The 25,660-nt window shown below is 58.2% G+C and carries 26 protein-coding genes; 11 read left to right on the forward strand and 15 right to left on the reverse strand.

Annotated elements, in window-relative coordinates:
- Positions 1-70: 70 nt before the first annotated feature.
- The 6 genes from pal to ruvB all read right to left on the reverse strand — a co-directional run bounded on the left by pal (position 71) and on the right by ruvB (position 5,185).
- Positions 71-604 (reverse strand): peptidoglycan-associated lipoprotein Pal, encoded by a 534-nt coding sequence (pal, locus tag HNQ50_RS13075; RefSeq protein ID WP_184101474.1) that lies wholly within the window; start codon positions 602-604, stop codon positions 71-73.
- Between the two features lie 108 nt (positions 605-712).
- Positions 713-1,990 carry a Tol-Pal system beta propeller repeat protein TolB gene (tolB, locus tag HNQ50_RS13080; protein ID WP_308419159.1) on the reverse strand — a complete coding sequence of 426 codons (1,278 nt, stop codon included), beginning with the start codon at positions 1,988-1,990 and terminating at the stop codon, positions 713-715.
- Between the two features lie 66 nt (positions 1,991-2,056).
- A complete protein-coding gene (gene tolA / locus HNQ50_RS13085) occupies positions 2,057-2,923 on the reverse strand; it encodes a cell envelope integrity protein TolA (protein ID WP_184101476.1) in 867 nt (288 codons plus the stop codon).
- Positions 2,923-3,336 (reverse strand): protein TolR, encoded by a 414-nt coding sequence (gene tolR / locus HNQ50_RS13090; RefSeq protein ID WP_246428709.1) that lies wholly within the window; start codon positions 3,334-3,336, stop codon positions 2,923-2,925. The genes tolA and tolR overlap by 1 nt, the downstream gene beginning before the upstream one ends.
- A 13-nt stretch (positions 3,337-3,349) precedes the next feature.
- On the reverse strand, positions 3,350-4,027 hold the full coding sequence (gene tolQ / locus HNQ50_RS13095; RefSeq protein WP_444544602.1) for a protein TolQ: 678 nt from the start codon (positions 4,025-4,027) through the stop codon (positions 3,350-3,352).
- Positions 4,028-4,138: 111 nt separating this feature from the next.
- Positions 4,139-5,185, reverse strand: a complete 1,047-nt coding sequence (gene ruvB, locus HNQ50_RS13100) for a Holliday junction branch migration DNA helicase RuvB (protein WP_184101477.1) — start codon at positions 5,183-5,185, stop codon at positions 4,139-4,141.
- A 693-nt stretch (positions 5,186-5,878) separates the two neighbouring features.
- On the opposite strand from ruvB, the gene ribB reads away from it, so the two are divergent.
- On the forward strand, positions 5,879-6,556 hold the full coding sequence (gene ribB, locus HNQ50_RS13105; RefSeq protein ID WP_184101478.1) for a 3,4-dihydroxy-2-butanone-4-phosphate synthase: 678 nt from the start codon (positions 5,879-5,881) through the stop codon (positions 6,554-6,556).
- Here ribB and ruvA read toward each other — a convergent pair.
- The 3 genes from ruvA to HNQ50_RS13120 form a co-directional block, all read right to left on the reverse strand.
- Positions 6,522-7,118 carry a Holliday junction branch migration protein RuvA gene (gene ruvA / locus HNQ50_RS13110; RefSeq protein WP_184101479.1) on the reverse strand — a complete coding sequence of 199 codons (597 nt, stop codon included), beginning with the start codon at positions 7,116-7,118 and terminating at the stop codon, positions 6,522-6,524. The two genes, ribB and ruvA, sit on opposite strands and share 35 nt — an antisense overlap.
- 87 nt (positions 7,119-7,205) lie before the next feature.
- Positions 7,206-7,727, reverse strand: coding sequence for a crossover junction endodeoxyribonuclease RuvC (gene ruvC, locus HNQ50_RS13115; protein WP_184101480.1), 522 nt, complete (start codon positions 7,725-7,727; stop codon positions 7,206-7,208).
- A complete protein-coding gene (locus tag HNQ50_RS13120; protein WP_184101481.1) occupies positions 7,727-8,608 on the reverse strand; it encodes an energy transducer TonB in 882 nt (293 codons plus the stop codon). The genes ruvC and HNQ50_RS13120 overlap by 1 nt, the downstream gene beginning before the upstream one ends.
- A 109-nt stretch (positions 8,609-8,717) precedes the next feature.
- On the opposite strand from HNQ50_RS13120, the gene HNQ50_RS13125 reads away from it, so the two are divergent.
- The 4 genes from HNQ50_RS13125 (at position 8,718) to HNQ50_RS13140 (ending at position 12,592) form a co-directional block, all read left to right on the forward strand.
- Positions 8,718-9,062: a c-type cytochrome gene (locus HNQ50_RS13125; protein WP_246428710.1), complete on the forward strand. Its 345-nt coding sequence runs from the start codon at positions 8,718-8,720 to the stop codon at positions 9,060-9,062.
- Positions 9,063-9,563: 501 nt separating this feature from the next.
- Positions 9,564-9,980, forward strand: a complete 417-nt coding sequence (dksA, locus tag HNQ50_RS13130; RefSeq protein ID WP_184101482.1) for an RNA polymerase-binding protein DksA — start codon at positions 9,564-9,566, stop codon at positions 9,978-9,980.
- 336 nt (positions 9,981-10,316) lie between these two features.
- Positions 10,317-11,387, forward strand: coding sequence for a 3-deoxy-7-phosphoheptulonate synthase AroG (gene aroG, locus HNQ50_RS13135; protein WP_184101483.1), 1,071 nt, complete (start codon positions 10,317-10,319; stop codon positions 11,385-11,387).
- A gap of 110 nt (positions 11,388-11,497) precedes the next feature.
- Positions 11,498-12,592: an FUSC family protein gene (locus tag HNQ50_RS13140; protein ID WP_184101484.1), complete on the forward strand. Its 1,095-nt coding sequence runs from the start codon at positions 11,498-11,500 to the stop codon at positions 12,590-12,592.
- Between the two features lie 4 nt (positions 12,593-12,596).
- Here HNQ50_RS13140 and HNQ50_RS13145 read toward each other — a convergent pair whose 3' ends face one another.
- Positions 12,597-13,082, reverse strand: coding sequence for a biotin/lipoyl-containing protein (locus tag HNQ50_RS13145; RefSeq protein ID WP_184101485.1), 486 nt, complete (start codon positions 13,080-13,082; stop codon positions 12,597-12,599).
- 326 nt (positions 13,083-13,408) lie between these two features.
- Between HNQ50_RS13145 and HNQ50_RS13150 the strand changes: the two genes are divergently transcribed.
- The 3 genes from HNQ50_RS13150 (at position 13,409) to HNQ50_RS13160 (ending at position 15,965) form a co-directional block, all read left to right on the forward strand.
- Positions 13,409-14,602 carry an acetate/propionate family kinase gene (locus HNQ50_RS13150; RefSeq protein WP_184101486.1) on the forward strand — a complete coding sequence of 398 codons (1,194 nt, stop codon included), beginning with the start codon at positions 13,409-13,411 and terminating at the stop codon, positions 14,600-14,602.
- Positions 14,603-14,811: 209 nt separating this feature from the next.
- The gene (locus HNQ50_RS13155) at positions 14,812-15,573 is read left to right on the forward strand and encodes a BPSS1780 family membrane protein (protein WP_184101487.1); all 762 of its coding nucleotides are present in this window, start codon (positions 14,812-14,814) and stop codon (positions 15,571-15,573) included.
- Positions 15,574-15,584: 11 nt separating this feature from the next.
- A complete protein-coding gene (locus HNQ50_RS13160) occupies positions 15,585-15,965 on the forward strand; it encodes a diacylglycerol kinase (RefSeq protein WP_184101488.1) in 381 nt (126 codons plus the stop codon).
- 76 nt (positions 15,966-16,041) lie between these two features.
- Here HNQ50_RS13160 and HNQ50_RS13165 read toward each other — a convergent pair whose 3' ends face one another.
- Positions 16,042-16,758 carry a LytR/AlgR family response regulator transcription factor gene (locus tag HNQ50_RS13165; RefSeq protein ID WP_229709143.1) on the reverse strand — a complete coding sequence of 239 codons (717 nt, stop codon included), beginning with the start codon at positions 16,756-16,758 and terminating at the stop codon, positions 16,042-16,044.
- A 4-nt stretch (positions 16,759-16,762) separates the two neighbouring features.
- Positions 16,763-17,806, reverse strand: coding sequence for a histidine kinase (locus HNQ50_RS13170; RefSeq protein WP_221303169.1), 1,044 nt, complete (start codon positions 17,804-17,806; stop codon positions 16,763-16,765).
- A gap of 71 nt (positions 17,807-17,877) precedes the next feature.
- Here HNQ50_RS13170 and HNQ50_RS13175 point away from each other — a divergent pair, with 71 nt between their 5' ends.
- Entirely contained in the window at positions 17,878-18,747 is an 870-nt protein-coding gene (locus HNQ50_RS13175; RefSeq protein WP_184101490.1) for a YifB family Mg chelatase-like AAA ATPase, read from the forward strand.
- Positions 18,748-19,968: 1,221 nt separating this feature from the next.
- Here the strand turns inward: HNQ50_RS13175 and HNQ50_RS13180 are convergent.
- Positions 19,969-21,642 (reverse strand): TnsB C-terminal domain-containing protein, encoded by a 1,674-nt coding sequence (locus HNQ50_RS13180; protein ID WP_184101491.1) that lies wholly within the window; start codon positions 21,640-21,642, stop codon positions 19,969-19,971.
- Positions 21,639-22,304: a TnsA endonuclease N-terminal domain-containing protein gene (locus tag HNQ50_RS13185; protein WP_184101492.1), complete on the reverse strand. Its 666-nt coding sequence runs from the start codon at positions 22,302-22,304 to the stop codon at positions 21,639-21,641. Before HNQ50_RS13185 ends, HNQ50_RS13180 begins: the two co-directional genes overlap by 4 nt.
- 112 nt (positions 22,305-22,416) lie before the next feature.
- Between HNQ50_RS13185 and HNQ50_RS13190 the strand changes: the two genes are divergently transcribed.
- Positions 22,417-23,013, forward strand: coding sequence for an ATP-binding protein (locus HNQ50_RS13190; RefSeq protein ID WP_246428711.1), 597 nt, complete (start codon positions 22,417-22,419; stop codon positions 23,011-23,013).
- 7 nt (positions 23,014-23,020) lie between these two features.
- Here HNQ50_RS13190 and HNQ50_RS13195 read toward each other — a convergent pair whose 3' ends face one another.
- A complete protein-coding gene (locus HNQ50_RS13195) occupies positions 23,021-23,446 on the reverse strand; it encodes a hypothetical protein (protein ID WP_184101493.1) in 426 nt (141 codons plus the stop codon).
- 179 nt (positions 23,447-23,625) lie between these two features.
- On the opposite strand from HNQ50_RS13195, the gene parE reads away from it, so the two are divergent.
- On the forward strand, positions 23,626-25,599 hold the full coding sequence (parE, locus tag HNQ50_RS13200; protein ID WP_184101494.1) for a DNA topoisomerase IV subunit B: 1,974 nt from the start codon (positions 23,626-23,628) through the stop codon (positions 25,597-25,599).
- Positions 25,600-25,660 lie beyond the last annotated feature (61 nt).

The following is a 25,660-nucleotide window of genomic DNA, read 5'->3' on the forward strand; positions in this document are numbered from 1 at the left end:
AAACAGCGTCAGACCAGCCTCATGCTGGCCCAACGCTGCACGATAGCAGATTCATATCTGCCGACAAGCCTTACTGGCCGGATTCGCCTTGATAGACGATCTGGGTACGACGGTTACGCGACCATGCTTCTTCGGTATCGCCTTGCTCGATCGGCTTTTCCTTACCGAAGGACACGCTTTCGATCTGGCTGTCAGCCACACCCAGTGCTTGCAGTTGCTTCTTCACTGCATCAGCACGCTTCTGGCCCAGGGCCATGTTGTACTCGGCGGTACCGCGGTTATCGGTATTGCCTTGCAGGAACACCTTGGCATCCTTGTGTTCCAGCAGGTACTTGGCGTGAGCCTGGATCAGATCGTTGTACTTGGCATCGACGGCATAAGAGTCAAAGGCAAAGTACACATTACGCTGCGACAGAATGTTGTTCGGGTCGGTCAGCGGGTTGTTGGCTGGCAGGTTCTGGCCCTGGGTCAGGTCAACGGTGGCCGGCTTGTTGTCGGTCACAGGTGCCGGCGTCGGCGTGGCTACAACAGGGGCCGGCTTGGGCGAGGAAGCGCATGCGGCAAGCAGGGCAGTGAGCAGAGCGCTCATCAGGATTTTTTTCATTTCAAGGAATCTCCAAAAGTGTGCATGTGCAGCCCATCGGCAGCGATGGGTCACCGCAGCCCGCTCAATGCGGCACGGCTGCGTATGCGTCCCGACTGGTTACTGGTTTTATTTCAGCATGGGCCCCCATGCCGGCTGCCTTACATCACCCGCTTGCGCTCTCAGACGCGCCTTGACCCGGCCATCGCTGGAAACCGCCGCCAGCACACCTTTGCCGCCAAGCTGTGTCTCGTACAACACCATGCGACCATTGGGCGCAAACGTGGGTGAATCGTCGCGGCTGGTATCCGTCAACACCTGCACCTGGCGGGTGGACATATCCATGACAGCCGTTTTGTAACCGCCACCTTGCTGGGTGACGAATACCAGTGTTTTGCCATCGGCACTGACTTTGCCCGATGCGTTGTAGCTGCCCTGGAAGGTCAGCCGTTCTGCATTGCCGCCGCTAGCGGACATGCGATAAATCTGGGGTGCGCCACCCCGGTCAGACGTAAACACAATCTGGCCGTCCGGGGTAAACGAAGGTTCAGTGTTGATATCGCCGGTGTTGGTCAGGCGGCGCGGATTGCTATTGGTGCCACTGGCATCGACCAGATAAATCTGCGAGCCCCCTTGTTTGGTCAAGACCACGGCCAGCTTGCTGCCATCCGGCGACCAGGCCGGGGCCGAGTTGCTGCCCCAGAAGTTGGCTGCTTTCCAGCGTTTGCCGGTCATCAAATCCTGCACGTACACAATGGGCTTCTGGTCTTCAAACGATACATATGCAAGGCGGGTGCCATCCGGCGACCACTTGGGCGACATGATCGGCTGGTTGGAGGCCAGAATGGCTTGCGAGGCAAACCCATCGGCGTCGGCCACTTGCAGCTCAAAGCGCTTGCCCTGTTTAACCACGTAGGCAATCTTCGAATTGAACATTGGGCCAAAGCCGGTGATCTTGTCGTACACCATGTCCGCAATCTTGTGGGCGGCGTAGCGCATCTTGTTGGGCGGCACGATCAGCTCGTAGCCCACCAGTTGCTGCTTGCTGGCGACATCCACCAGATGAAACTTGATCGAGATCTGGCTACCCTGCGGTGTCACGCTGCCAATCAACACGGTCTGCGCGCCCTTGGCCACCAGCGGTGGAAAGTTGAGCTGCGCTTGCTCATACGGCACTGGCGAGAGATCACCCGCGCCAATCACCTTGAACAGGCCACTGCGCGCCAGGTCGTCACTCACCACCGGGGTGATGGGCTGTTGCTGCTGGACTTCGTTCTGGAATGGCGCAATGGCGATTGGATACTGGTTGGCGCCGACCCCGACCACATCAAACGAGATGTCGGCATGGGCAGCAGCGCTGGCCAGCAAGCTCATGGCTACAACAAAACGGGCAAAGCGTAACAGCACGGGTGAATTCTCCTTGTTCAGTTCGCGCCAGCAGAGCATCTAACGGTATTTAATTTCTGTTGCAGGTCAGTCCTTGAGCCGGAAATTACCGGTCAGCGAACGCCAGTCTCCGGTAAAGGGCACACTACCTGGCCGCGGCGGCAAACGCCCAAGACTCATGATGGCGCGCTTGACCGCCTCATCATAGGCATTGTTTCCGCTCGGTTTGATGACCTGTACGTCCTGGACTGTACCGTCTGGCAGAACGTTGATACGCATGGTCACCGACGGGTTTTCATCGCCATTGGCCGAGTAAATGATCCGTGGCCGCAACTGATTGGCCAGACCTGCCAGATACCCGCCACTACCACCTGCACCGGTGCCTTTGCCGCCGGCAGGGCCAGTGTTGCTGGTGGCATCCGGGTTATTGCCTTTACCACCCGCCTTGCCGTTCGGTTTGGCCTCTGCCGTGTTGGTCAGCGTATTCGCAGACAACAGAGCATCCATTGAATTGGGATCAGGCTTTTTCTTCGGTGCCGGCGTCGGTTTCGGCGCTTTGGTCGGCTCCGGCGTGGGCGCTGGCGTCGGTTTGGGCGTCGGTGTTGGCTTGGGCGTCGGGGTTGGAGTCGGCTTTGGCGTAGGCCGCGGCGTCGGTACAACCTTGACCTTTGCTTCCTGGATATCCGGCTTCGGTTCAGGCGTAACCACGGGCTCCGGGGTCACAATCTGTTGCTTGACCGGTTTTTCCGGAACAGGTTCCACAATTTTTTCCGGCGCTGGCGGCGGGCCACCCCACAGCTCCACTTCCACAGGCTGCGCCTTGTGGGTTTGCCAGTTCACCGAGAACACCAGAAACAGCACGAGCAGGCCGTGCACCACGATCGCCAGGATCAGCGACAGTGTGTTTTTTTCTTCCGGATGCCGTTCAGGACGTTGTTCCATCACTGCGTTCATCAGCGGGTATTCACCTTCAGGCCAACCCGCGCAATGCCGGCTTGCTTGAGTGCATCCATTGCATTCATCACGGCTTCGTAACGCACCGATTTATCGGCGGCGATCACGACCGGCCGATCGGCGTTGTCACCCAGGTGCGGTTTGACCATGTCTGCCAGGCCTTTCACATCCGGCGTGGTCTGGATATTGCCTTTGTCGTTGACCTTGATGCTGCCGTCGGCGTTGATTTCAACGAAAACCGGCGCGACATCCATCTGTTTGTCGGCTTTGCCCACCGAAGGCAGATTGACCACGCCGCTTTGCATCATTGGTGTGGTCACCATAAAGATCACCAACAGCACCAGCATCACGTCGATATACGGCACAACGTTGATCTGGTTCATCGAGCGGCGCGGCCGTCGGGTACGTGCCATATTGCGGCTCCCTTTAGCGTGCAGCCTGACGTTGCAGAATGTTGGAGAACTCTTCGATAAAGCTGTCGAAACGGCTGGCCAACTGGTCTACATCATGCGCAAAGCTGTTGTAGGCCACCACGGCCGGGATAGCGGCAAACAGGCCGATGGCCGTGGCCACCAACGCTTCGGCAATACCGGGTGCGACATTGGCCAGCGTGGCCTGACCCACATTAGCCAGACCGCGGAACGCGTGCATGATCCCCCAGACTGTGCCAAACAAACCCACGTACGGGCTGACCGAACCGGCAGAGGCCAGGAAAGAGGTGTGCTTGTCCAGGTAATCGAGTTCGCGCTGGTAAGCCGCGCGCATGGCGCGGCGGGTGCCTTCCATGGTGTCAGAGAGTTCCATGCCGCCTTTCTGGCGCAGTTTCAGGAACTCGGAAAAACCGGCAATGAAGATGCGCTCGATGCCATTGGGTGTGCCACGGCGGACTTGTTCGTACAGCGCATTCAGATCAGAACCGCTCCAGAACCGGTCTTCAAACTCTTCCGTGCGCTTTTTGGCCTTGGAGATCGTGAAGTGCTTGCTGAAAATGCGCCACCAGCTCAGTAATGACACCAGTACCAAAATCGCCATGACCACCTGAACGACCGGACTGGCCTCAGTGATCAGCGACAGAATGGACATATCCTGGGTACCGACTTCCACAGTTTTTTCTCTCCCTTGGTGGCCATTTTGCGGCCTGAATGCAACATTTTAGGCGCCGAAGCACCTTTCTTCGTATGAAATTATGCCGCGTGAATATTCACGTTTCTCTAGTCAATTCCCCGCATCTGTACTGGGCGGGTTCAGACCAAAGTGCTGGTAAGCCAATAAAGTCGCCACTCGGCCACGTGGTGTGCGCTGCAACAGACCCTGCTGGATCAAATAAGGTTCCAGCACATCTTCAATGGTGTCTGAGGCTTCTCCTATAGCCGCCGCCACATTATCCAGTCCTACCGGACCGCCGCCGAACTTGTTGATGACCGCATCCAGCAACTTGCGGTCCATCACATCCAGCCCGGCGTGATCGACATCAAGCATCAGCAAAGCGGCATCTGCCACCTCGCGGGTGACCACACCGTCGGCTTTGACTTCGGCGTAATCACGTACGCGGCGCAAGAGCCGGTTGGCAATCCGTGGCGTACCGCGTGAGCGGCGCGCTACTTCAAACGCGCCACCGTCTTCCATGTTGACATTCATCAGGCTGGCAGAGCGCTCGACAATCCGCGTGAGTTCTTCTGCGTTGTAAAACTCCAGCCGCGCAACGATGCCAAAACGATCGCGCAAGGGGTTGGTCAGCATGCCGGCGCGGGTCGTGGCGCCCACCAGCGTAAACGGGGGCAAATCCAGCTTGACCGAGCGTGCAGCCGGGCCTTCACCAATCATGATGTCCAGCTGAAAGTCTTCCAGCGCCGGGTAGAGGATTTCTTCCACCACCGGGCTGAGGCGGTGGATTTCGTCAATGAACAAGACGTCGTGCGGTTCCAGGTTAGTCAGCAGCGCCGCCAGATCCCCCGCACGCTCCAGCACCGGGCCGCTGGTCTGGCGCAGGTTCACGCCAAGCTCGCGGGAAATAATGTGCGCCAGTGTGGTTTTGCCCAGCCCTGGCGGGCCAAACAGCAGCACATGATCGAGCGCCTCGCCGCGTTTTTTGGCGGCCTCGATAAAGATTTCCAGCTGACCACGGGCTTTTTTCTGCCCGACATACTCATCCAGCATTTTCGGGCGCAGGGCGCGTTCCAGCTGCTCTTCCTGCTGCGACATGGTTTTGGCGGTAATCAGGCGCTCTTGCGGCGCAGCTGATAACGAATCGGTTTCAATCATTCGGGCGGTTTCCACAGACAGGGCCGCAGCATGGGGAAAGCACCAGGGAAAGGCGCGGATCAGCATGCTAGACTGGCAATCCGGCTATTGTAGCCGGATATAGGTACGTCTTCAGGGCGGGGTGAAATTCCCCACCGGCGGTAGGGCGATGGCAGGGCCGCATATCAGCAGCCCGCCAGCGCCAAGCCCGCGAGCGCTTCTTCAACAGCCAGATCAATGGTGATGGGGAAGGTCAGCAGATCCGGTCAGATGCCGGAGCCGACGGTCCGGGCCTGTCCACCGTCCATTTACAATCGCGTTTGGGGTGAAACCAGCGGAATACAAGGCACAAGACACGCAGTGGTGCGGGCACCATAAGTGGCTTGTAACGCAGTAGTCCGCTGGTTGCGCCCCAAACCCGCAGGGCTGTCCCGACATAACGCCAGTCACCGCGTTATGTGGCTTGCCAATAACTGGTTATTGGCTGTGCCACATGCCTTGTGCCTGGCGTTATGTCGGGCAGCGCGGTTGCAAATGGACGGTGGACAGGCCCCACAGTCCGGATGAAAGAAGTACGTGCGCTTAACCCCGGTACGCTAGTGGTTGCGTTTTTACGCATGCCAGGCGGCCCGGGGTGCGTATTCGTCAAATCTTCAGGTTGTTTGCCCTGAAACGTTTTTCGCGGTTGTACAAGCTTTTGCGAGGACGTTTCCCATGCAGTTTTCCCCGGTTTCTCTTACTCCTGCCGATATCGCCGCCGTAGAGGCCGCGATCAACGCCATAGCTGCCGGCAAAGCCGTGCTGCTCCTGGATGATGATGATCGTGAAAACGAGGCTGATATCGTCATGGCCGCCGAGGCGGTCACCATTCCCGATATGGCGTTGATGATCCGCGAGTGCAGCGGCATCGTGTGCCTGTGCCTGTCAGAAGAGCTTGCCGACGCGCTGGATTTGCCACCCATGCTGCCCGCCAACCAAAGCCGTTACCAGACCGCATTTACGGTGACGATTGAAGCGGCCAGCGGCACCACCACGGGCGTGTCTGCGGCGGATCGGGTCACCACTATCCGCGCCGCAGTGGCCGATGGCGCGCAACCGGCGCACCTGACCCGGCCAGGTCATGTGTTCCCGCTGCGAGCACGTACCGGCGGCGTACTGACCCGACGCGGCCATACCGAGGGGTCAGTTGATCTGGCGCGGCTGGCCGGCTTCAAGCCCGCAGCCGTGCTGTGCGAACTGATGAACCCGGACGGCACCATGGCAGTCGGTCAACAGATCACCGCTTTTGCCCGTAAACACGGCATGCCGGTGCTGACCATTGCAGCGCTGGCGCGCTACCTGGCGGTGCAAACGCCGCTTAACCGCGCACCAGTTGTCGCAGAGCCAGCTTGATGCCCTGGGCGACTTCGACATCGGCCGGCAGTTCTTTCATCGCCAGCGTGGCTTCGCGGTCGTTGTAGCCCAGCGCCAGCAAGGCGTGCAGCACATCGGCGTGGTTGCCTTGTACCTGTGCCGGGGCAGTTTTGCCCGGCATGACGGTAGAGGCCGCCACGCTGCCCAGCTTGCCCTTGAGTTCCAGCACCAGCCGCTCTGCCGTTTTCTTGCCAATACCCGGCACTTTGGAGAGGCGCACGGTGTTCTCTGTAGCAATGGCCAGCGCCAGTTCATCGGCCGACAAGCCAGAGAGAATGGCCAGCGCAATCTTGGCGCCAATCCCGGTAATTTTGATCAGGGCGCGGAACAGATCCCGCTCGTCCCGCGTGGCAAAGGCGTACAACAGTTGCGCGTCTTCCCGTACCACCATATGGGTGAACAGCGAGACCTTCTCGCCCAGATGCGGCAGCACGTAAATCGTGCTCATCGGCACGTCGACTTCATAGCCAACGCCACCCACATCGATGATCAGTTGCGGCGGTTGTTTTTCAATGAGCGTACCGCTCAGCCTTCCTATCATGCTGGTTTCCTGAAAACGGGCAGTTGAAACAAAGCGCCAAGTATATCGGGCGAGAGACATGAAACCGGGAAAAAACCGCAAACGGGCTCAGGTCAGCCGCCCACGCCGCATTTTCAGGCCACTGCCCAGTTGCTTGAGTGCACTCCCGGCGTTTTGCGCATGGGTGAGCGCCACGGCCAGTGCATCGGCGGCATCCGCCTGCGGCAGACCGTTCAACCGCAATAATCGCTGCACCATGTGCTGCACCTGGGTTTTATCCGCATGGCCGTTACCGACCACGGCCTGCTTGACCTGCAATGCCGTGTATTCAGAGATGGGCAAACCCGCGTGGACCAGCCCGGCCAGCACTGCGCCACGGGCCTGGCCCAGCATCAGGGTCGATTGCGGGTTGACGTTGACGAACACCAGTTCCACGGCGGCGACGTCTGGCTGATAGTGTTTGCAGACCTCGGCAATCCCGTCGAGCAAACTGGCAACCCGGACCGGCAGGGTCGCACCCGGTGGGGTTTTGATACAGCCGGAGGCCACATACAGCTGTTGCTGCCCGGCAATATCCAGCACACCAAACCCGGTGACCCGAGAACCGGGGTCTATCCCCAGCACCCGCATTACTGCGTGCCCAGGGTTTGCAGGTGTTCCTGCGTGAACGACCAGCGCCGCGTCACCACCAGTACGGTGGCGTGATTGCCGTTATCGTCCACCAGCCCCTTGGGCAGATGGCTGAACGGCGCCGCACGTTGCAAGATGCCCAATGCGGCCTTATCCAGACGGGCATCGCCCGAGCTGTGATCCACCACGGCCGAACGCAGGGAACCGTCCTGATTGATCTCTGCGGTCAGGGTCAGTTGCCCGTAAAGCTGCTTGCCGGTGGCATCCCGGGGGTAAATATTGGCCCCCATGTGCTCGATCTTGTCTTTCCAGTCAGATTCCCACAACGCAGTCAGACTCTTGTTGGCTGCCAGACCAATCCGCACTTTGCGCGGCCGCTGCTGATATTCGTTGTAGTTCTGGTCGATCTTGCCCATGGCACCAGACAAATCCTTGATTTGCTGCTCGCGCTTCTGGTCATCCGCCCCGTTGGACTGGCTTTGCTGGTTTTTGCCCTGATTGTCCTGCAACTGTTTGATGGTGGCGGTTGTTTGCGCCTTCAGTTGCGTCATCAATTTGGCAGAGTCTTGTTCCAGTTGTTGTTCCTGGCGCAACACTTGTTGCAACTCGGTATTAAATTTGTCAGTCTGCGCCGGCAACGGGCTGGAGACCTGTTTGTCTGCATCCGTATTCCCCCCCGCGTCCTGATTCACCTGGGCCCGTACTTTGGCCTTGGAGGGCGCGGTTTCTGTGGCTTTGTTCACCAACTCGACCTGCATGAATTCCTGTGCCGCTGCGGGCAGGATTTCCGGGTGAGCCATGCCGATGCCGAGGATAATCGCCGCATGCGCGAGCGCTGAAAGAACGAACCCGGTCGTCATGGAACGGCCGTTGCGCATCATTGCAAAATCGCCTGTGATTGAAGTCATCGCGCGAGTGTAGCATAGCAGTCAAGGTCTAAAATCCGAGCCGCCTGGCGCTTCGTTTGCAAGCCTGACCGGCATTGTTAATATGCCTCTCCGCCCATATATGGATGTGATCAAAAAAATGCGCGCTTTTTCGTTGCTGGTTTCCTGTGCCTTGCTGGTTGCCACTACGGCTCACGCCGAAGATGGTGCCAAAGTGGCTGCCAAATACAATTGTCTGGCTTGCCACGCGGTGGATCACAAGATTGTGGGTCCGTCTTACCATGACGTTGCCAACAAGTACCGTGGTCAGCCGGGCATTGAAGCCAAGCTGATGAAGAAGGTGAAAGAGGGCGGCGGCGGCACATGGGGCACCATTGCCATGCCGGCCCAGCAAATTGGCGATGACGACCTCAAAGTGATCGTCAAATGGGTTCTTTCACAAAAATAGGACAACGGGTTCTGGCGCACTTCGCCATGAAACCGTAATTTATTGAACGGACTCAGCCAGTTGCATGCCGTCTGTCGCAAGTGGCCGCAAAGCGGCGGCAGATGTCATCTGGCTGATATTGCATTGGGCGCACGAGTTGATTAAGCTCCATGCCCATTTGGCGGACCGGCTTTTGTGGGAACCTGTCCATCCTCTTTTCCCGGCCGCGCCGGCCCACTAAAGGGCCAGGCACAAGGCATGTGGTGAAGCCAATAACGAGTTATTGGCAAGCCGCATAACACAGTGGATGGCCCTTTAGCGGGCCGGCCCTGCGGGTTTGGGGGAAAACCGGAGGATTACGGCGTTAAAAGCCGCTAACAGTACCCGTACTGCAGCGCGTCTTTTGCCTTGTACTCCACCGGTTTTGCCCCAAACGCGGTCGCGAAAAGAGAATGGACAGGTTCCTGGCTGCCATTATTAAAACTGCCGGCCCCGCCCGGTTCTGAAAAGCGAGTATCAACAATGGCCAAACTCACCGAACAAGACATCCTCAGCTGGAACGGTCCGGAAGACGAGTACATGAACGCAGATCATCTGCAGTTCTTCCGTGAGCTGTTGCTGAAAATGAAGCAAGAACTGCTCGCCAACGCGAACCAGACCAGCCAGCACCTGCAAGAGCAGGAAGCCACGCCTGATCCGGCCGACCGCGCCACGCTGGAAGAAGAATATGCGCTGGAACTGCGTACCCGCGATCGCGAACGCAAGCTTTTGCTGAAAATCGACTCCACGCTGCGCAAGCTCGACGATGGTTCTTACGGCTACTGCGAAGATACGGGCGAACCCATTGGTCTTGCCCGCCTGGTGGCGCGTCCGACCGCATCGCTGTCGCTGGAAGCTCAGGAGCGTCGCGAACGTCTGAAAAAGCAGTTCGCCGACTGATCTTGCAACACCGCCAGACCCGATGCACTCGTTGCACTGGGTCTGTGCAACAACGCGTTTTGCGCGTTGATCACGCCGCACCTGTTGCCGCCAAGGCCAGGTGCGGTGTTGTTTTATGCCCCTCGGGACTTTCCCGCACCCTTCTGTTTGGCATAACAGGCGCGTACCCCGACATTGAACGGTTTGCGGTACCTGTTTAGTGCCCGTTCACGGCAGATCGCCCCAGAAGGCGTCTTTGCTCTTGTTCGTAAATGACGGGCAGGCTACTCTAGGGGTTCCCCCTACAAATCTTGCGGTGCAACACCTACGGGCACCGGCCGACTTCCAGGACCGTTTATGCAATACCAGACCGACGACGTTCGTATCAAAGAAATCAAGGAGTTACTGCCTCCGGTTGCCGTTCTGGAAAAGTATCCGGTTACCGAGACAGCCTCGGCCACCACCTTTCAGTCCCGCCAGGCCATCCAGGACATCCTGCACGATCGCGATGACCGCCTGCTGGTGATCGTTGGCCCCTGTTCGATCCACGACCCGCAAGCTGCGCTGGATTACGGCCACAAAATCAAAGTGCTGCGCGAAGAATTCAAAGACCATCTGGAAGTGGTCATGCGCGTGTACTTTGAAAAACCGCGTACCACCGTAGGCTGGAAAGGCCTGATCAACGATCCGTTCCTCAATGGCAGCTTCAACATCAATGAAGGCCTGCGCATTGCCCGCAAATTGCTGCTGGACCTGAACGACATCGGCATGCCGACCGCGGGCGAGTTCCTTGACATGATCACGCCGCAATATGTGGCCGATCTGATGAGCTGGGGCGCAATTGGCGCCCGCACGACAGAATCGCAGGTTCACCGTGAACTGGCTTCCGGTATTTCTTGCCCGGTGGGCTTCAAGAACGGGACAGACGGCAATCTGAAAATTGCGCTGGACGCCATCCGTTCGGCCTCTGCGCCACACCATTTCCTGTCGGTCACCAAGATGGGCCATTCCGCCATCGTCGCGACGGCTGGCAACCCGGACTGTCACGTGATCTTGCGTGGCGGCAAAGAGCCCAATTACGACGCCAACCATGTGCGTGCCGCCATGGCGGATCTGGCCGCCGCCGGCCTGCCGGATAAACTCATGGTGGACTTCAGCCATGCCAATAGCCGCAAAGATTATCGCCGCCAGATGGAAGTCTGCTCGGACATCGCCGCCCAGATCGGTGAAGGTAACAAGGCACTGTTTGGCGTAATGATTGAAAGCCATCTGGTGGAAGGTCGCCAGGATCAGGTTGAAGGTAAAGAGCTGTGCTATGGCCAGTCCATTACCGATGCCTGCATTGGCTGGCCTGATACGGAAAAAGCGTTGAGCACGCTGGCCAACGCCGTCGCCCAACGCCGCGCGCTGGCCCGGCTGGGTCGCTAAGGCTGTGCTGGTTCACCATACAAAACGCCCCGGTTCCGGGGCGTTTTGCTTTGTCGCTTTCAGGGTGATCCGGTCTGGACAAGCTGCGCTGAACTGTCATCATTAAACGCATGCGTGAACCTTTACTACCTTTACACCTGCTGGCCCTGAATGCCGACGCCTCACTGCCCTGGCGGCTGGCCGTTTCCTCTGGCATCGCCGTCGGCCTGCCCGCGCTGATTGGTCTGCTTGCCGGTAACACGGTGGGCGCATTGATGGGCGCCATTGGCGGGCTATATGCCACCTTGCTCGATTACGGCGGCACCGCGCGGCACCGCCTGATGACTCAGGCGTTTGGACTTTTCGTCATTGTGGGCAGCGGTGCCGTTGGCCTGTGGCTGGGGCCGCACCACATCATGATGTTTGTGACGCTGGCCGTGCTGACCTTTTTGATTGGCTGGCACGATGGTCTTGGCGTGGCGCTGGACAATATCTTCCGCTTTGCGGCACTGGCACTGGTGCTGTACGCCTATCTGACCGCACCGCCTGCGGGTGCGTTTATTTATCTGGCATTTGGCATCGGGGTTGGGGTGATTTCAGTCCTGGTTGATGACCGGCTGTGGCCGCGCGCACTACCGCGGCAACATCCCGGCCTGCGCAACAGTTTCCGGCGCTTGCGGGCGGGGCATAACGCGGGCATCTGGCACGCGCTGGGGCTCAGTCTGACGACCTGCGCGGCGTTCTGGCTGGCCCAGCACACTCATTACCCGCGTCCGGCCTGGGTAGCGACCGTGGTGCTGTTTGTCACCCGGCCCGATGGCATTGATAGCCTCACACGCTTGTTTCGCAGCGTCTTTGGTGCGGTGGTCGGCGTCGCCATCGCCTGGCTGATTGCTCATCTGACGCCCCAACTGTGGGCGTTGTATGCCTGGGCGGTCTTGTTTGCATTCTTGCGGCCACTGGCACTGGCACGCAATTTCTGGGCGCACTACGCGCTGATGACCGCCATGATCCTGTTGCTGTTTGATCTGTTGTACTACCCCAGCGGCAACCATGTCGCGGGGATTGAAATCCTGGGCATCCGCTTGCATGGCGTGCTGCTGGGTTCAGTCATTGCACTGGTCGGGATGGTGATTTTCAACGGGCAAGCGCGCCGCTATTTTGTGCAACAGATGCGCGATTACCGGCCCGCGTGGCTGGGCGGGCAACGAGACCGACAAGGCTGATCGCTTAGCGCCGCAAAAGACCGCGAACGTGGCGTTCCACGTCGGCTTCCTCAATCTCGCCCTGCGCGCCACCCGGCACGACTTCGGCCAGATCAACGCCCAGCCGGGCTGCCAGTTGCGCTGCCTTCAGGCTGACTACCAGATAGTCACGGCGCGGCACCAGGCCGCCAGTGGATAGCAATGGCGGCTCGTCGTCACCCGGTTGCACGGGTGGCGGCAGAATTTCCAGCCAGTCGCCATCTTCGTCCTCGACTTCCATCATCAACAACAGGCCGGTCGCCTCAACCTGATCCCCCACGGACACCATAAAGCGGTCGACATAGCCCGGCGCAGGCGCGTGGACAGCGATATCCGCATCCGCCACACGCAATGTCACCAGCACGTCGTCAGGGCCCACCTCATCCCCCTGGGCGTGGTGCAGGCTCAGTACAGTGGCGTGTCCGGCAAATTCCGGCGCACAGATGAGATGGGTCGTATATTCTTTTGTCATTGTCTTTGGGCAGACTCAGCGATCGCTTCTGGCGCATAAACAGGTAAATATCTACGCAATCTGCATTGATATGTACCAATATTTGCTTTTGATAGCGTCATAAAATATGCGTTGGGAATTTTATCGTAATGTCCGCGCATGGCGGGTATTTCGCCAACACGACAGTATATCTGTTTGCCTGCCCAAGACCGAAAGTCGGCGCCGTAATCCGGCTCGCTATCGGTCTTGGTTGTTTTCAGGCTACCGGTTTGCCCGTTTACCTGCGGGGCCGCACACTCTGTTCCGCGCCTTGCGGCAAGACCGCCTGGCCTAAGGAGAAAGACCAAATGAACGACCTGATCCTGATCATTAACGCTGGCTCATCGAGCATCAAATTCTCTTTGTTCATCCAGACCGCCGCAGATCCGGCCTTGCTGTACAAAGGTCAGGTTGAAGGCATCTATGTCGACCCGCAGTTCAGCGCCAAAAATGCCGCTGGCGACAAGCTGGCCGATGAAAAACTGCCCGCCGATGCCCCACGCAATCATGACTACGCACTGCGCTATCTGCTCAACTGGGTGCAGTCGCACACGGAAGGCCGCAAGCTGGCCGTCATTGGTCACCGTGTCGTGCATGGTGGCACCGCGTTTACCAAGCCGGTGAAGGTCGATGCCGGTGTACTGGCAGAACTCGATACCACCATTCCGCTGGCACCACTGCACGCGCCGGCCAATATCGGCCCGATGAAAGCGCTGGCCAGCCTCTTGCCGGATGTGCCGCAAGTCGCGTGTTTTGATACTGCGTTCCATCGCACCCAGCCCGAAATCAACCAGCTTTACGCGCTGCCGGTAGAGCTGGCAGAACGCGAAGGCATTCGTCGCTGGGGCTTTCATGGGCTGTCGTATGAATATATCTCCAGCGTATTGCCGGATATCGACGTGCGCGCCGCCACCGGCCGCACCGTGGTGTGCCACCTTGGTAATGGCGCCTCCATGGCCGCGTTGCACAAAGGCCAGTGTGTGCTGACCACCATGGGCTTCACTGCGCTGGAAGGGCTGCCCATGGGCACCCGCACCGGCACCATTGACCCGGCCATCGTGCTGCATCTGATGACGCATCTGAAGATGAATGCGGCCGAAATCGAATCGCTCCTGTACAAGGAATCCGGCTTGCTGGGCTTGTCCGGTGTGTCCAGTGATATGCGTGAATTGCACAGCAGTGCCGAGCCACGTGCGCGCATGGCGATTGAATACTTTGCCAACCGCATCGTGCAGCAAGTCGGCTCATTGGCCGCCGCATTGCAAGGCATTGACGCCCTGGTATTCACTGCCGGTATTGGCGAGAACGATGACGAACTGCGTCGCCTCGTATGTACACCGCTACAATGGCTGGGCGTACAGATCGATGAAGCCGCCAACAAGGTGCGCAGTGGTGAACCGCGCCGTATCTCCACCGCCCAGAGTACCGTTCCGGTATATGTGATCCCGACCAACGAAGAATTGATGATCGCCCGTCACGCCTTGCATTGCATTGGTCTTTAACGCCAGCTGATCCCAAAAAAGGCGCAGTATGCACTGCGCCTTTTTGTTTGTCTGGTGCCGGAACAAACGCCCAGCCTGCGCGGTCAACCGGCTCGCTGGACTGCCGTCACACAGGCTTCACAGCACTTGCCGATACTGCTGAACTTGTCAGAATCCCGTCACAGTCAATACGATGCGCGTGATACACGACAATCAAGGACCAAACAGAGATGGAAAACAGCGGGATCATCATCGACAACAGCGTGGAACCACGGCGGGTGCCGGCGGGCCACGGCTGGACCTGGATTGCCGACGCCTTCCGGATTTTCTTCAAACACTGGTGGCAATGGCTGTTGCTGTGCGCTGTCATGCTGGTCATTTTGTTTGGTTTGCTGCTGGTGCCCGTGCTGGGCATGATCACCCCGCTGGTGGCGCCCTTGCTGATCGCCGGGATTGCCTGGGCCGCTCATGAAAGCGCCAGGGAAGAACGGGCGCCCGCACTGCCAGACCTCTTTATTGCGCTCCGCCAGAAAACCCGCACGCTGATTGGCGTCGGGCTGTTGTACATGCTCGGTTCACTGGTGGTGATGGGCGTACTGGCCGCGCTGGGACACTTTCTGGTCACGCCGGAAGAAATCCAGGCCATCCACGCCGCTCAGTCCGGCACTGGCCCGGTGCCAGAACTGGGTGGCGGCGGCGTGTTGTTTGTGGCGCTGTTCATCCTCGGCATGCTGTTCATGAACAGTATCTATTTCTTTGCGCCACAACTGGTGGTGCTGCGTAACCTCAAAGCGCTGGAGGCTATGCGCATCAGCTACCTTGCGTTCTGGCGCAACTGGCTGCCCATGCTGCTTGCCGGGGTCATCCTGCTGTTGATGGCCATCGTTGCCAGCCTGCCAATGATGCTGGGGCTCATCTTGCTGTTGCCGATCACCATCCTGTTCAACTACACCTGCTATGCCGATGTATTCGGCGATCATCCGGAACACTAAAAGGAAGCGACGTGTCTCTTGAAGAAAGCCCGTTCAAAGGCAAAACCGGTGCCCAGCGCGTGTTGAATGCGCTTGGCTATTCGCTCGATGGCCTGGGTGCCGGCTGGAAGAACGAAGCTGCGTTCCGCCAGGTGTCGATACTGGCGGTGGTGGGCATCATCATTGCCTTTATTGCCCCGCTTCACGCCTGGGCGCGGGCCGTGGTCATCGCCAGCCACTTGCTGACGGTGATTGTGGAGTTGCTCAACTCCGCCGTAGAGGCCGCCGTGGATCACACCTCGCTGGAGCGCCACGTACTGGCCAAGCGCGCCAAGGATCTGGGCAGCGCGGCGCAACTGATCTGCCTGATCAACCTGGCCGCCATGTGGTTACTGGGTATTTTCGGCGCCTGATTGGCGGGTGTGTGGCCAACAAAAAACCCCGCGTGATTTGCGGGGTTTTTTGTTGGGGCAAACCAGCGCCGCTGGTTTAACCGTTGCGCTTGAATTCCTTGATCACGTGCTGCTGCCGACGGCTCACCGCCAGGCGTTCCGGCACGTCTTTGAGCACGGCCACCCAATGGGTTTCGCCGCCGTTGGAAGGCATCTTTTCAAAGCCAACAAGCGAATCACGGGCCACCAGACAGTTGCGGTGAATGCGCACAAAGCGGCTGCCGAACTCTTCTTCCAGCCGGGTTAGCGAGTCTTCCAGCAGGTATTCACGTTCACGCGTGCGCAGTGTGATGTATTTCTGCTCTGCTTTCAGGTAGCGCGCTTCAGCCACCGGAATCAGATGCAGCCGGCCACGCTCGGTCACGCTGAAGTGGCTGCGGGCGTGCGACGCCGGTTCAGCCTGGCTCCGTGCCTGACGCAGCTCCAGCACGCGATTGAGCGCATCCAACAGGCGTTCGCGGCGGATCGGCTTTAACAGGTAGTCGATCGCGCGCACTTCAAATGCGGCCACGCCGTATTCTTCGAACGCGGTGGCAAAAATGATGGCAGGCGGTTGCGACAGGCCTTGCAGTTCGCGCGCCAGTTCAATCCCGCTCATTTGCGGCATCTGGATATCGATAATGGCGGCATCTGCATCCGCCTCCGCCAACTGGGTCAACGCCGAAACGCCGTTGGTGGCAGAACCGACAATCTCTACCGGGCACTCGGTTGATACGTCGTTCAGTACATCTTCCAGCCTGCGCAGTGCAGGCATCTCATCATCCACCAAAAAAAGGCGAAGCGGCGTCGTCATGGGCGATCTCTCTGTATGGCACCACAATATGAACTTGATAATAGTCGCTCGCTGCCTGGGTTGTCAGCGTAGCTTCAGCATCAAAATGCAGCAAAAGACGCTCTCGGATATTTTCGAGCGCCATGCCGTTTCCCACATGCTCGCGCACGGCATCGGGCGGCGGCAGCGGGTTTTTCACGTCCAGGTGTAACTGGTCGCGAAAACGGAAAACGTGTACTTCGATTGGTGCAGGATTTAGCGCAGGCTCAACACCATGATAGACCGCGTTTTCGACAAGTGGCTGCAACATCAGGGGCGGCACCGCCGCATCCCCGGGCATGTTTTCTGTATTCCATTGTACTTTGAGGCGCGAGCCCAACCGTACCATTTCAATATTCAGATAGCGCTTGGCCAGTTCTACTTCACGATCCAGCCGGGACAACTGGCGATTGTCTTTCATGACCACGCGAAACAAATCTGCCAGATCTTCCAGTACCTGCTCGGCTTTAGCCGGCTCGTAACGGATCAGCGACAATACTGCATTCAGACTGTTAAACAAAAAGTGCGGACGAATCCGCGCCTGCAGCGCAGCGAGCCGGGCCTCGGACAAGCGAGGCGAGAGCGCACGCTGGCGCAGGTGAAAATACTTCAGCAGGGTCAATGCGCTGGCCACAATCACCACCGCACTGGCCGCAAGGGCATTCACATTGACAGGACCTGGCATCAGCACCCAGTGACCCAACGTACCTGCCAGAGCCACCAGCACACACGTCGCCGCTACCCCGCGTGAGTAATCCAGCCGGGCCAGCAACGGGTTAGCCAGCCCCAGCACCAGCACCGCCGGCAGCAGGGAAAACTCCAGCCAGAGGACGGAAGCCGCCAGATTATCCGGCCACGCTTGCCATTGCCCTAGTCCGATCAATGTATAGACGAACAGCGCCAGGTGTACAAACACCAGAATGCGCAGCAGCACGCCCATATTGCGAAAATCGGGCAGCAAATCGGAGTCGATAGAAGCGTTTGGATTCACGACGGATCAAGGTTGGGGCACAGAACAGACCGTACTATAACGGACCCCCAATGCAGATTCGATCAATAGTCATGTCACTGGCACTGATTTTCACCCGGGCACTGGATGGGCTAGCCGCCAGAGCAGTCACGGTAGAGGTCCATCTTGCGAACGGACTACCCGCTTTTAATCTGGTTGGTTTACCCGAAGCGGAGGTCAAAGAAAGCCGCGAGCGGGTGCGCGCGGCACTCACTGTCGCCGGTTTCGAGTTCCCGGCGCGGCGTATAACCGTTAATTTAGCACCTGCAGACCTCCCTAAATCCTCTAGTCACTTCGATTTACCGATTGCCGTCGGGATTTTGGCGGCAAGCGGTCAGCTCCCGCGCGACGCGCTGGCGGGTTACGAATTTGCCGGAGAGCTGGGGCTTTCTGCGGAATTACGACCGGTGCGCGGCGCGATCGCGCTGGCGAGAGCTGCCACCCAGGCGCAACGCCAGCTGATTCTGCCCAGCGCAAGCGCACCAGAAGGTGCTTTGTATCCAGGCGCTAGCGTCTTATCCGCGCCACACTTATTAGCCATCTGTCATCATTTTAGCCAGAACCAGCCACTGGAGCAGGCGGTAGCACCACCCACCCGATCCGGGATCAGCTATCCCGACCTGCGAGAAGTACGCGGGCAGCAACAGGTGAAGCGCGCGCTGGAAATCGCCGCCGCAGGCCAGCACAGCTTGTTGATGAGCGGGCCACCCGGCACGGGCAAATCGATGCTGGCGCAGCGGCTGCCAGGTTTGTTGCCGCCTTTATCTGTGGATGACGCGCTAGAAGCCGCGGCGGTGCGCTCCCTGACTCGCGCGGGGATGGACCCGGCCAAATTCGGCATCCGCCCGTATCGATCACCGCATCACACCGCTTCGGCCGCTGCGCTGGCCGGTGGTGGTGTAACAAATACAATTATTTGCTAATGGTGGTTAGTAAATGATAAAAATCTAGCGCTATTTGATAAATGAATAGGTCTGCTGGATGTCTTCAGGTGGTTACAAGCCTTTGGTCAAGCACGAGGGCACGTGGCGTGTTGATGGTTTCAGCCACTTCGTTCATTCAAAGAAACCAGGTACCCGGATCAAGGTCCACTTCTCCCAAGTTGGACCCGAAGTGTCTGGCCAGCCTTTTAATAAAGACGCTTTATTAAAAGACGAATCCGGCGAAGCCAAATCGCTGGAATTGAAAGTCCATGTTGCCCGCTTGCGGCACTTTCGAACTGGTACTGTCTGGCGTAATGGGAAATGCGTTGGCATTCCTAATGAACAAAGAGAATTCCAGATTGATCCCGGTCGGATCAAGTTTATTAACTTCGACAATCAGTTTCAGCACGAAGGCATCTCCGCAGATTCAATTTTGCCGGCCAGTTACTTCCAGATGGCCAGATCAAGCAGAAAGGAGCTCTACAACGCCCTGTATGCCCTGGTCCCAGTCCTGTTCGACAATCGCACCAAATGGCTTGTTCTTCCCGCCGCAGAACTCCTTACCTTTTACTTCGGCGCCAGCGACCGGATGCTCTCCTGGATATTGTCTGGCACGTACCGCGACAAGGTGCGCGGCCAGTTTCTCAAAGCCGAAGACACCGTCGAGTTGCACACTGATGAGTCTCTATCGCTGCGCGAGCGCGCCACATTCGGCCGGAGTTATGCCAGTGAAGCGGGAGCCGAAGCGCTCCACACACCTCACAAATATCTCACCTGGGTCAGTACAGCGAACCATTTCGAGAAAAAGCTCAGCACACTGGTCATCAAGGCGCTATTTCCGTTTGAGGGCATGACCCGCCTCACCGTTGTCGGCAAGGCATATAAGCTGGGGCAGGGTGACAACGCAGCATGGACCTTTTTTGGCATGCGAATGCTTAGATGCACCCACGGCCCCGGGTTTGAAATGCTTCGAATCGTCACCGGCGTGCCTGCAAAAGACGGTGCGGGAGGACCGGGAGGTAGCAAAGGTCAAGTTCCACCAGTTTTCGATCCAAAGTTCGATGAAGACCAGTTCACGCGGGACGAGCTTATGTACGACCTTCCCGCAGATCCTCGTTTGCGACGCCTGCGCCGAGAGGCATTCGAAAATCCATTCCCGAACTTTAAAGGCATTGGAACTGAGTTCGTGAGGCCGAAAGCACCCGGGCACTCCGCACAGGGCTACCACGAAGATGTAGAGATCGATGGATTGACCCATGGAGAAGGCGAAGGCAGTGGGGAAGGTAGCGGTCTGCTGGGTACGGATTTCGTACAGTCTGATCTACAGGAAGCACGACAGCTAGAAACCTTCTTGAATGTCATTGATGCATTACGTCCTTCAAGGAAGTACAGGACACTGATATCACGTGGGTCCCGGGCAAACAGGAATTTGCGGGCGAGGCGGCGCTGTCCCGGTTCAGTTTCGCCAATCCAGCGTCGCAAAACCGGCGAGTAGTACTGGATGTTGTCCATCACCACGCCATCACGCTGGATGGTGCGCATTTCGAACGGCAAGAAATCAATCCTGAACGTTTCTTCATCGGCAACCGCTTCCGGCACCCCAACCCCGGGTTTCTCCGCGGTACCGTTCACACATTGCGCGTAGAACTTGAGAGGAGGAACCCGGTTCAGGCCCTCGTGCGGATGGTTGTGGTACTCATACACCAGAAAAATGGTAAACCAGCGTTCCAGCTCGGTCAGCGTCAAGCACGCCCGACCTTCGGAGTCATATTCAGCACGCTGCTGAACATTAGAGAACGTAGTACCGCGCAGTTCGTGGACCTGATCCATGAAGGTGCGAAAAGCCCTTTCAATGTGGGGGCCATAGTTGGGATGAGCACGACGGCGATGCTCTACGAGAATGTCATGCTCATTGCAGGCCCGCTGCATGGTCTTCCCGCGAAACTCCTTGGCATTGTCCATCAGTATCTTGGCCATCTTGCCGTAGATGGGCCATGGCGCATGAATATCCAGCTTCGCCAGCCACAAGTCCTTGCGCATGACCGCACGGCCAATGCAAAGACCGGCAGAAAGCGTCCCCACCGGATCCAGGCTCATATAAAAGCCACTCACCATGCGCGTGTGCGTGTCGATCGCCAGGGTCAGATTGGGACGACCAATCGGACGACGCTGATCATCATCGACGACGATCACGTCGACCGGCGTATGGTCGATCTGGACCACCGCGTTCGGAAAATCTGCGCCTGGAAAGTTGCCGCGTAAAGGCTCAAGTTTTTCTCGGGTGGTCTTGTACCCGTAGCGTTTGGTCGTCTCGGTCCGCCGCTCAAGGCGCCGGACACGATCCTGCACCGTTGCCTTGTTGGGTGGATCCAGATCAACCGCATCACACTGTTCCTTGACCCGTTTGTAGAGCTTCGCAACGGAACGCCGTTCGAGTTTGAGGTAATACTCCTCAATCTGGATACGAATGATCTCCTCGATCTCTGGATCAATGCGGGTGGAATCCTTGTCTGCACGTGGTGAACGCAATAGCGATGACACGAGGCCTGTTTCGTTGAACCGGCTGAGCCAGCGGTAGATGGTAGGCACTGATTTGCCAGCTCGTGCAGCAATCTCGCTGAGGTCTGCATCGCTACGTCCATCCAGCAGTGGCCGAATGAGCTCATACCGCTGCACGGCGCTATCCCAGTCTTTCTCCGCGGCCAGTATGTGTGCTCCCTGTGGCACATTTTCATTTGGCGGCGTAGAGCTGAGTGAAGACGCAGGGACAATTTCCGTCTTGTTATTGGCCACGGTACGGATAATCGCGTCGGTGAGCCCTTTGATCTCCAACACGATGGCGGATTGCTCACGCCAGAACACCAGCTGACCAGGCCGGATGGTTTTCGTATTCATACCTGTACCTCCGCCCAAATCGGCGTGCGCATGTTCAACGGCAGGTTGAGGTCACAGCCGATCGCGCCGGTGGCCACAAGGTGCCAGAGAACCGGAATCATCTCGGCGCGATTATCCGGATCGTTGCATAAAGCACACAGTAACAAGTCAGGGTCTGCTTCTTCCAGATCCCACAAAACGCGCAAAACATGCTGACGGATCGGGCCTGCTGGGGAGCGATGCTTGAAGCGCCAGAGGAACCTGGCATTTTCGAGGTAGGGCGTGCGAATCTCGTTTTCGGTGTAGACCGCAAAACGCCAGCCTTCGCGCCGGGCAAAATCACGGGCCCCGCGAAATTTCGGAATGAGTGTTTTCCAGTTCTCCCGGAAATCATCTCGGTACTTCACCTCATACAACACTGGAACAAACGAAGGCCCCAGTTCAGTCTTGAAGTGAATCAAACCATCAGGCGTGTACTCACCCTCTTTGCCCTGGCGATCGACATACGGAACGACAACGGGCTGCGGATCCACGTGCTCAACTTCAGGATCGAACCGCAGTATCTCCATCAAGTCTCGCTCCAGGGTGGACTCATAGCGGCCAAATCCTGGGAATACGCCACTCACCCCCCGGTTGCCGATGCCTATCTCACGAACAGGTCCGTACTTCGGTTTTGCGCTCATTCTCATTTACCGTTAGCCAGTTGAGCCATTTTCGCATTTATTGTCATTTTCTACAGGTGGCAATCCGCCGCAACCCGGCGAGGTATCGCTGGCGCACCACGGCATCCTGTTCATGGATGAGCTGCCCGAGTTTGACCGCAAGGTGCTGGAGGTATTGCGAGAGCCGCTGGAAACCGGTGAAGTGCACATCAGCCGGGCCAATCACGCGGTCACTTATCCGGCGCGCTTTCAGTTGATTGCCGCGATGAATCCGTGTCCGTGCGGTTATCTGGGCCACCCCACGCGTGCCTGCCGTTGTACACCCGATCAGATCACACGTTACCGGACCAAACTATCCGGGCCGTTTCTGGATCGGCTCGACATTGCCATTGAAGTCCCCGCACTCAACGAACACACACTGCTGGCCGCGCCAGATGGTGAAGACACTGCCACGGTGCGGCAGCGCATTCTGAACGCCTGGGCGGTTGCGCATGCACGCCAGCACAAGCCCAATGGCGTGCTGACGACGGCGGAGATTGATCAGTGGTGTACCCCGGACGAGGCTGCACGCGCGCTGCTGCATACCGCACTGCAAAAGCTCAACTTGTCGGCCCGCAGCTATCACCGGGTGTTAAAGCTGGCGCGCACCATTGCCGATCTGGCCGGGTGCGATGTGATCAGCGCGCCCCATGTGGCCGAGGCCATCCAGTACCGGCGTGGATTGGGTTAGAACGCGCTCAGTTGAGTTGGCGGCAGCGATTCACGGTCAGGTTGGAACTGGGCTCTGCAGCGGCCAGCACGGGGCCGCGCAATTGCGGGAATGATTGTTCCAGAATATCCACCCGGCGCAACCAGGCTTGCGCCAGTTCCTTCTGCAAACACCGATTGATGGCCGCCCGGAATAGCTGGAACACCAGTCCGTGACTATCGGCAAAGATGGCCGGCATTTGCCCACCCGCTATGCCACGGGCCAGAGAGAGCCGCCAGGTTTCGCCATCCAGCACGGCATGCCAGAAATGCACCAGGCGGGTTTTCAGACGGCCTTCATCCGCAATCTGGTTGTAGCTTGCGCTAAACCGCGGGTGTTGCCGCAACAGGGAAAGAAAATCGTCCACCACTGCCTTGATGGCGGGGATGCCGATCATGGATGCAAGCGCGTTCATGGTGTATCCAGTCTGCTTCTATTTAATTGCTGTCATTCACAGACTGATTACATTGGCAAACGTTCAGTTTAAACAAAACCGTAATGTACAGATCACATAGTCCCTGGTGTACGGTGGTTTGCCGGCCGGGCCGGGTTTGTTAGACTTCGGCGCATCCAGAGACTGCCGCGTTGAACAACATGTCCACACCCCGTTACGATGAATCCGCCGTTAAGGTCCTCAAAGGACTTGATCCGGTCCGCCACCGCCCAGGCATGTATACGCGCACGGATAACCCGCTGCACATCTGCCAGGAAGTGATCGACAACGCGGCAGATGAGGCACTGGGCGGCTTTGCGACGCGCATTGATGTCACGCTCTACCGCAACCAGACCATGCGCGTGAGCGATAACGGGCGCGGTATTCCGGTGGGCATTCACCCGGAAGAAGGCGTACCGGCAGTCCAGGTGGTGTTCACCCAGTTGCACGCAGGCGGCAAGTTCGACAAGAAAGACGGTGGCGCTTACGCGTTTTCCGGTGGGCTGCACGGCGTGGGCGTGTCTGTTACCAATGCCCTGGCTACGCGGCTTGAGGTTGAGGTCAAGCGTGACGGGCAGATCAACAAGCTGGCTTTTGCCAATGGTGATGTGGTTGAACCGCTGTCGATTGCGGGCACGTGCGCCAAAAAAGACACCGGCACGACGGTGTTTGTTGCGCCCGATCCCAAGTATTTTGACTCCGCCACCATTCCGCAGGGCGATCTGGAACATCTGCTGAAATCCAAAGCGGTGCTGCTGCCAGGCCTGGTGGTTACGCTCAAGCTGGAACAAGCCAGTGGCGAGTTTGCAGAGAAATCCTGGAACTATCCGGATGGCCTGCCGGGTTATCTGGCCGAACAACTGGCGGGCTATGAACTGGTTATCCCCATTTTCCGGGGCGAGCGCTTCATTGAGGGTGTGGATGAAACCTTCGCGCCAGGGGAAGGCTGCGGCTGGGCGCTGACCTGGACAGAAGACGGCCCGACCTCGCGCGAATCTTATGTGAATTTGATTCCCACACTCGTGGGCGGTACGCATGAATCCGGCCTGCGTGATGGCGTATTCCAGGCCGTGAAAACCTTTATGGAGTTTCACTCGCTCACGCCCAAAGGCGTAAAACTGTTACCGGAAGACTTGTTCAGCCGCGCCTCGTTTGTCCTCTCCGCCAAGATTCTGGACCCGCAGTTCCAGGGCCAGACCAAAGACAAACTCACCAGCCGGGATGGCCTGAAGCTTGTCTCCACCATGGTCAAATCGCCGTTTGATCTGTGGTTGAACGAGCATGTGGACCTGGGCAAAAAGCTGGCCGAACTGTGCATCCGCGCGGCCCAGGCCCGTCAGAAAAACGCACAGAAGGTGGAGAAGAAAAAATCCAGCGGCGTCGCGGTGCTCCCTGGCAAGCTCACCGATTGCGCCAGTGATGAGACGGACCGCTGCGAGCTATTCCTGGTGGAAGGCGACTCGGCCGGTGGCTCGGCCAAACTGGGCCGGGACAAGGACTTCCAGGCCATCCTGCCCCTGCGCGGCAAGGTGCTCAATACCTGGGAAGTCGACCGTGACCAGATTTTCGCCAACAACGAAGTACACGACATTGCCGTTGCCATTGGCGTAGACCCGCACGCGCTGGGCGATACGCCAGACCTCTCCGGGCTGCGCTACGGCAAGATCATCATCATGTCGGATGCGGACGTGGACGGCTCGCACATCCAGGTGTTGTTGCTGACGCTGTTCTATCGGCATTTCCCGGCCTTGATCGCTCGTGGCCATGTCTGTGTGGCCCAGCCGCCGCTGTATCGGGTGGACGTCGCCGGCGCCGGCAAGAACAAGCCACCGCGCAAGTTCTATGCGCTCGACGAGGGCGAGTTGACCGCCATTCTGGATAAGTTGCGGGCCGAGAAGGTGCGTGAAGGCGCCTGGGATATCTCCCGCTTCAAGGGTCTGGGCGAAATGAACGCCACCCAGTTGTATGAGACCACCATGAACCCCGACACCCGTCGCGTGCTGCGTGTGGGCATCCCGGAAGACGTCAGCCAGAACACGCGTGACATGATGCATATGTTGATGGGCAAGAGTGAGGCCTCCAGCCGGCGCGCGTGGCTGGAAGCCCGCGGTAATGAGGTCGAGGCGGATATCTAGGCAAACAGTAAACCCACATTTGTAACAGTTTCAGTTGCTGACGTTTGCAGACGACACGAGG

It is taken from the genome of Silvimonas terrae (genome assembly GCF_014202765.1).
GTDB classification, from domain to species: Bacteria; Pseudomonadota; Gammaproteobacteria; order Burkholderiales; family Chitinibacteraceae; genus Silvimonas; species Silvimonas terrae.

What these genes read in the sequence shown, in the direction of transcription:
- pal (WP_184101474.1), bottom strand. Translation starts at nt 604, where the DNA reads ATGAAAAAAATCCTGATGAGCGCTCTGCTCACTGCCCTGCTTGCCGCA.
- tolA (WP_184101476.1), bottom strand. Translation starts at nt 2,923, where the DNA reads ATGAACGCAGTGATGGAACAACGTCCTGAACGGCATCCGGAAGAAAAA.
- tolR (WP_246428709.1), bottom strand. Translation starts at nt 3,336, where the DNA reads ATGGCACGTACCCGACGGCCGCGCCGCTCGATGAACCAGATCAACGTT.
- ruvB (WP_184101477.1), bottom strand. Translation starts at nt 5,185, where the DNA reads ATGATTGAAACCGATTCGTTATCAGCTGCGCCGCAAGAGCGCCTGATT.
- ribB (WP_184101478.1), top strand. Translation starts at nt 5,879, where the DNA reads ATGCAGTTTTCCCCGGTTTCTCTTACTCCTGCCGATATCGCCGCCGTA.
- ruvA (WP_184101479.1), bottom strand. Translation starts at nt 7,118, where the DNA reads ATGATAGGAAGGCTGAGCGGTACGCTCATTGAAAAACAACCGCCGCAA.
- ruvC (WP_184101480.1), bottom strand. Translation starts at nt 7,727, where the DNA reads ATGCGGGTGCTGGGGATAGACCCCGGTTCTCGGGTCACCGGGTTTGGT.
- HNQ50_RS13120 (WP_184101481.1), bottom strand. Translation starts at nt 8,608, where the DNA reads ATGATGCGCAACGGCCGTTCCATGACGACCGGGTTCGTTCTTTCAGCG.
- HNQ50_RS13125 (WP_246428710.1), top strand. Translation starts at nt 8,718, where the DNA reads ATGCCTCTCCGCCCATATATGGATGTGATCAAAAAAATGCGCGCTTTT.
- dksA (WP_184101482.1), top strand. Translation starts at nt 9,564, where the DNA reads ATGGCCAAACTCACCGAACAAGACATCCTCAGCTGGAACGGTCCGGAA.
- aroG (WP_184101483.1), top strand. Translation starts at nt 10,317, where the DNA reads ATGCAATACCAGACCGACGACGTTCGTATCAAAGAAATCAAGGAGTTA.
- HNQ50_RS13140 (WP_184101484.1), top strand. Translation starts at nt 11,498, where the DNA reads ATGCGTGAACCTTTACTACCTTTACACCTGCTGGCCCTGAATGCCGAC.
- HNQ50_RS13145 (WP_184101485.1), bottom strand. Translation starts at nt 13,082, where the DNA reads ATGACAAAAGAATATACGACCCATCTCATCTGTGCGCCGGAATTTGCC.
- HNQ50_RS13150 (WP_184101486.1), top strand. Translation starts at nt 13,409, where the DNA reads ATGAACGACCTGATCCTGATCATTAACGCTGGCTCATCGAGCATCAAA.
- HNQ50_RS13155 (WP_184101487.1), top strand. Translation starts at nt 14,812, where the DNA reads ATGGAAAACAGCGGGATCATCATCGACAACAGCGTGGAACCACGGCGG.
- HNQ50_RS13165 (WP_229709143.1), bottom strand. Translation starts at nt 16,758, where the DNA reads ATGCCTGCACTGCGCAGGCTGGAAGATGTACTGAACGACGTATCAACC.
- HNQ50_RS13175 (WP_184101490.1), top strand. Translation starts at nt 17,878, where the DNA reads ATGTCACTGGCACTGATTTTCACCCGGGCACTGGATGGGCTAGCCGCC.
- HNQ50_RS13180 (WP_184101491.1), bottom strand. Translation starts at nt 21,642, where the DNA reads ATGAATACGAAAACCATCCGGCCTGGTCAGCTGGTGTTCTGGCGTGAG.
- HNQ50_RS13185 (WP_184101492.1), bottom strand. Translation starts at nt 22,304, where the DNA reads ATGAGCGCAAAACCGAAGTACGGACCTGTTCGTGAGATAGGCATCGGC.
- HNQ50_RS13190 (WP_246428711.1), top strand. Translation starts at nt 22,417, where the DNA reads ATGGATGAGCTGCCCGAGTTTGACCGCAAGGTGCTGGAGGTATTGCGA.
- HNQ50_RS13195 (WP_184101493.1), bottom strand. Translation starts at nt 23,446, where the DNA reads ATGAACGCGCTTGCATCCATGATCGGCATCCCCGCCATCAAGGCAGTG.
- parE (WP_184101494.1), top strand. Translation starts at nt 23,626, where the DNA reads ATGTCCACACCCCGTTACGATGAATCCGCCGTTAAGGTCCTCAAAGGA.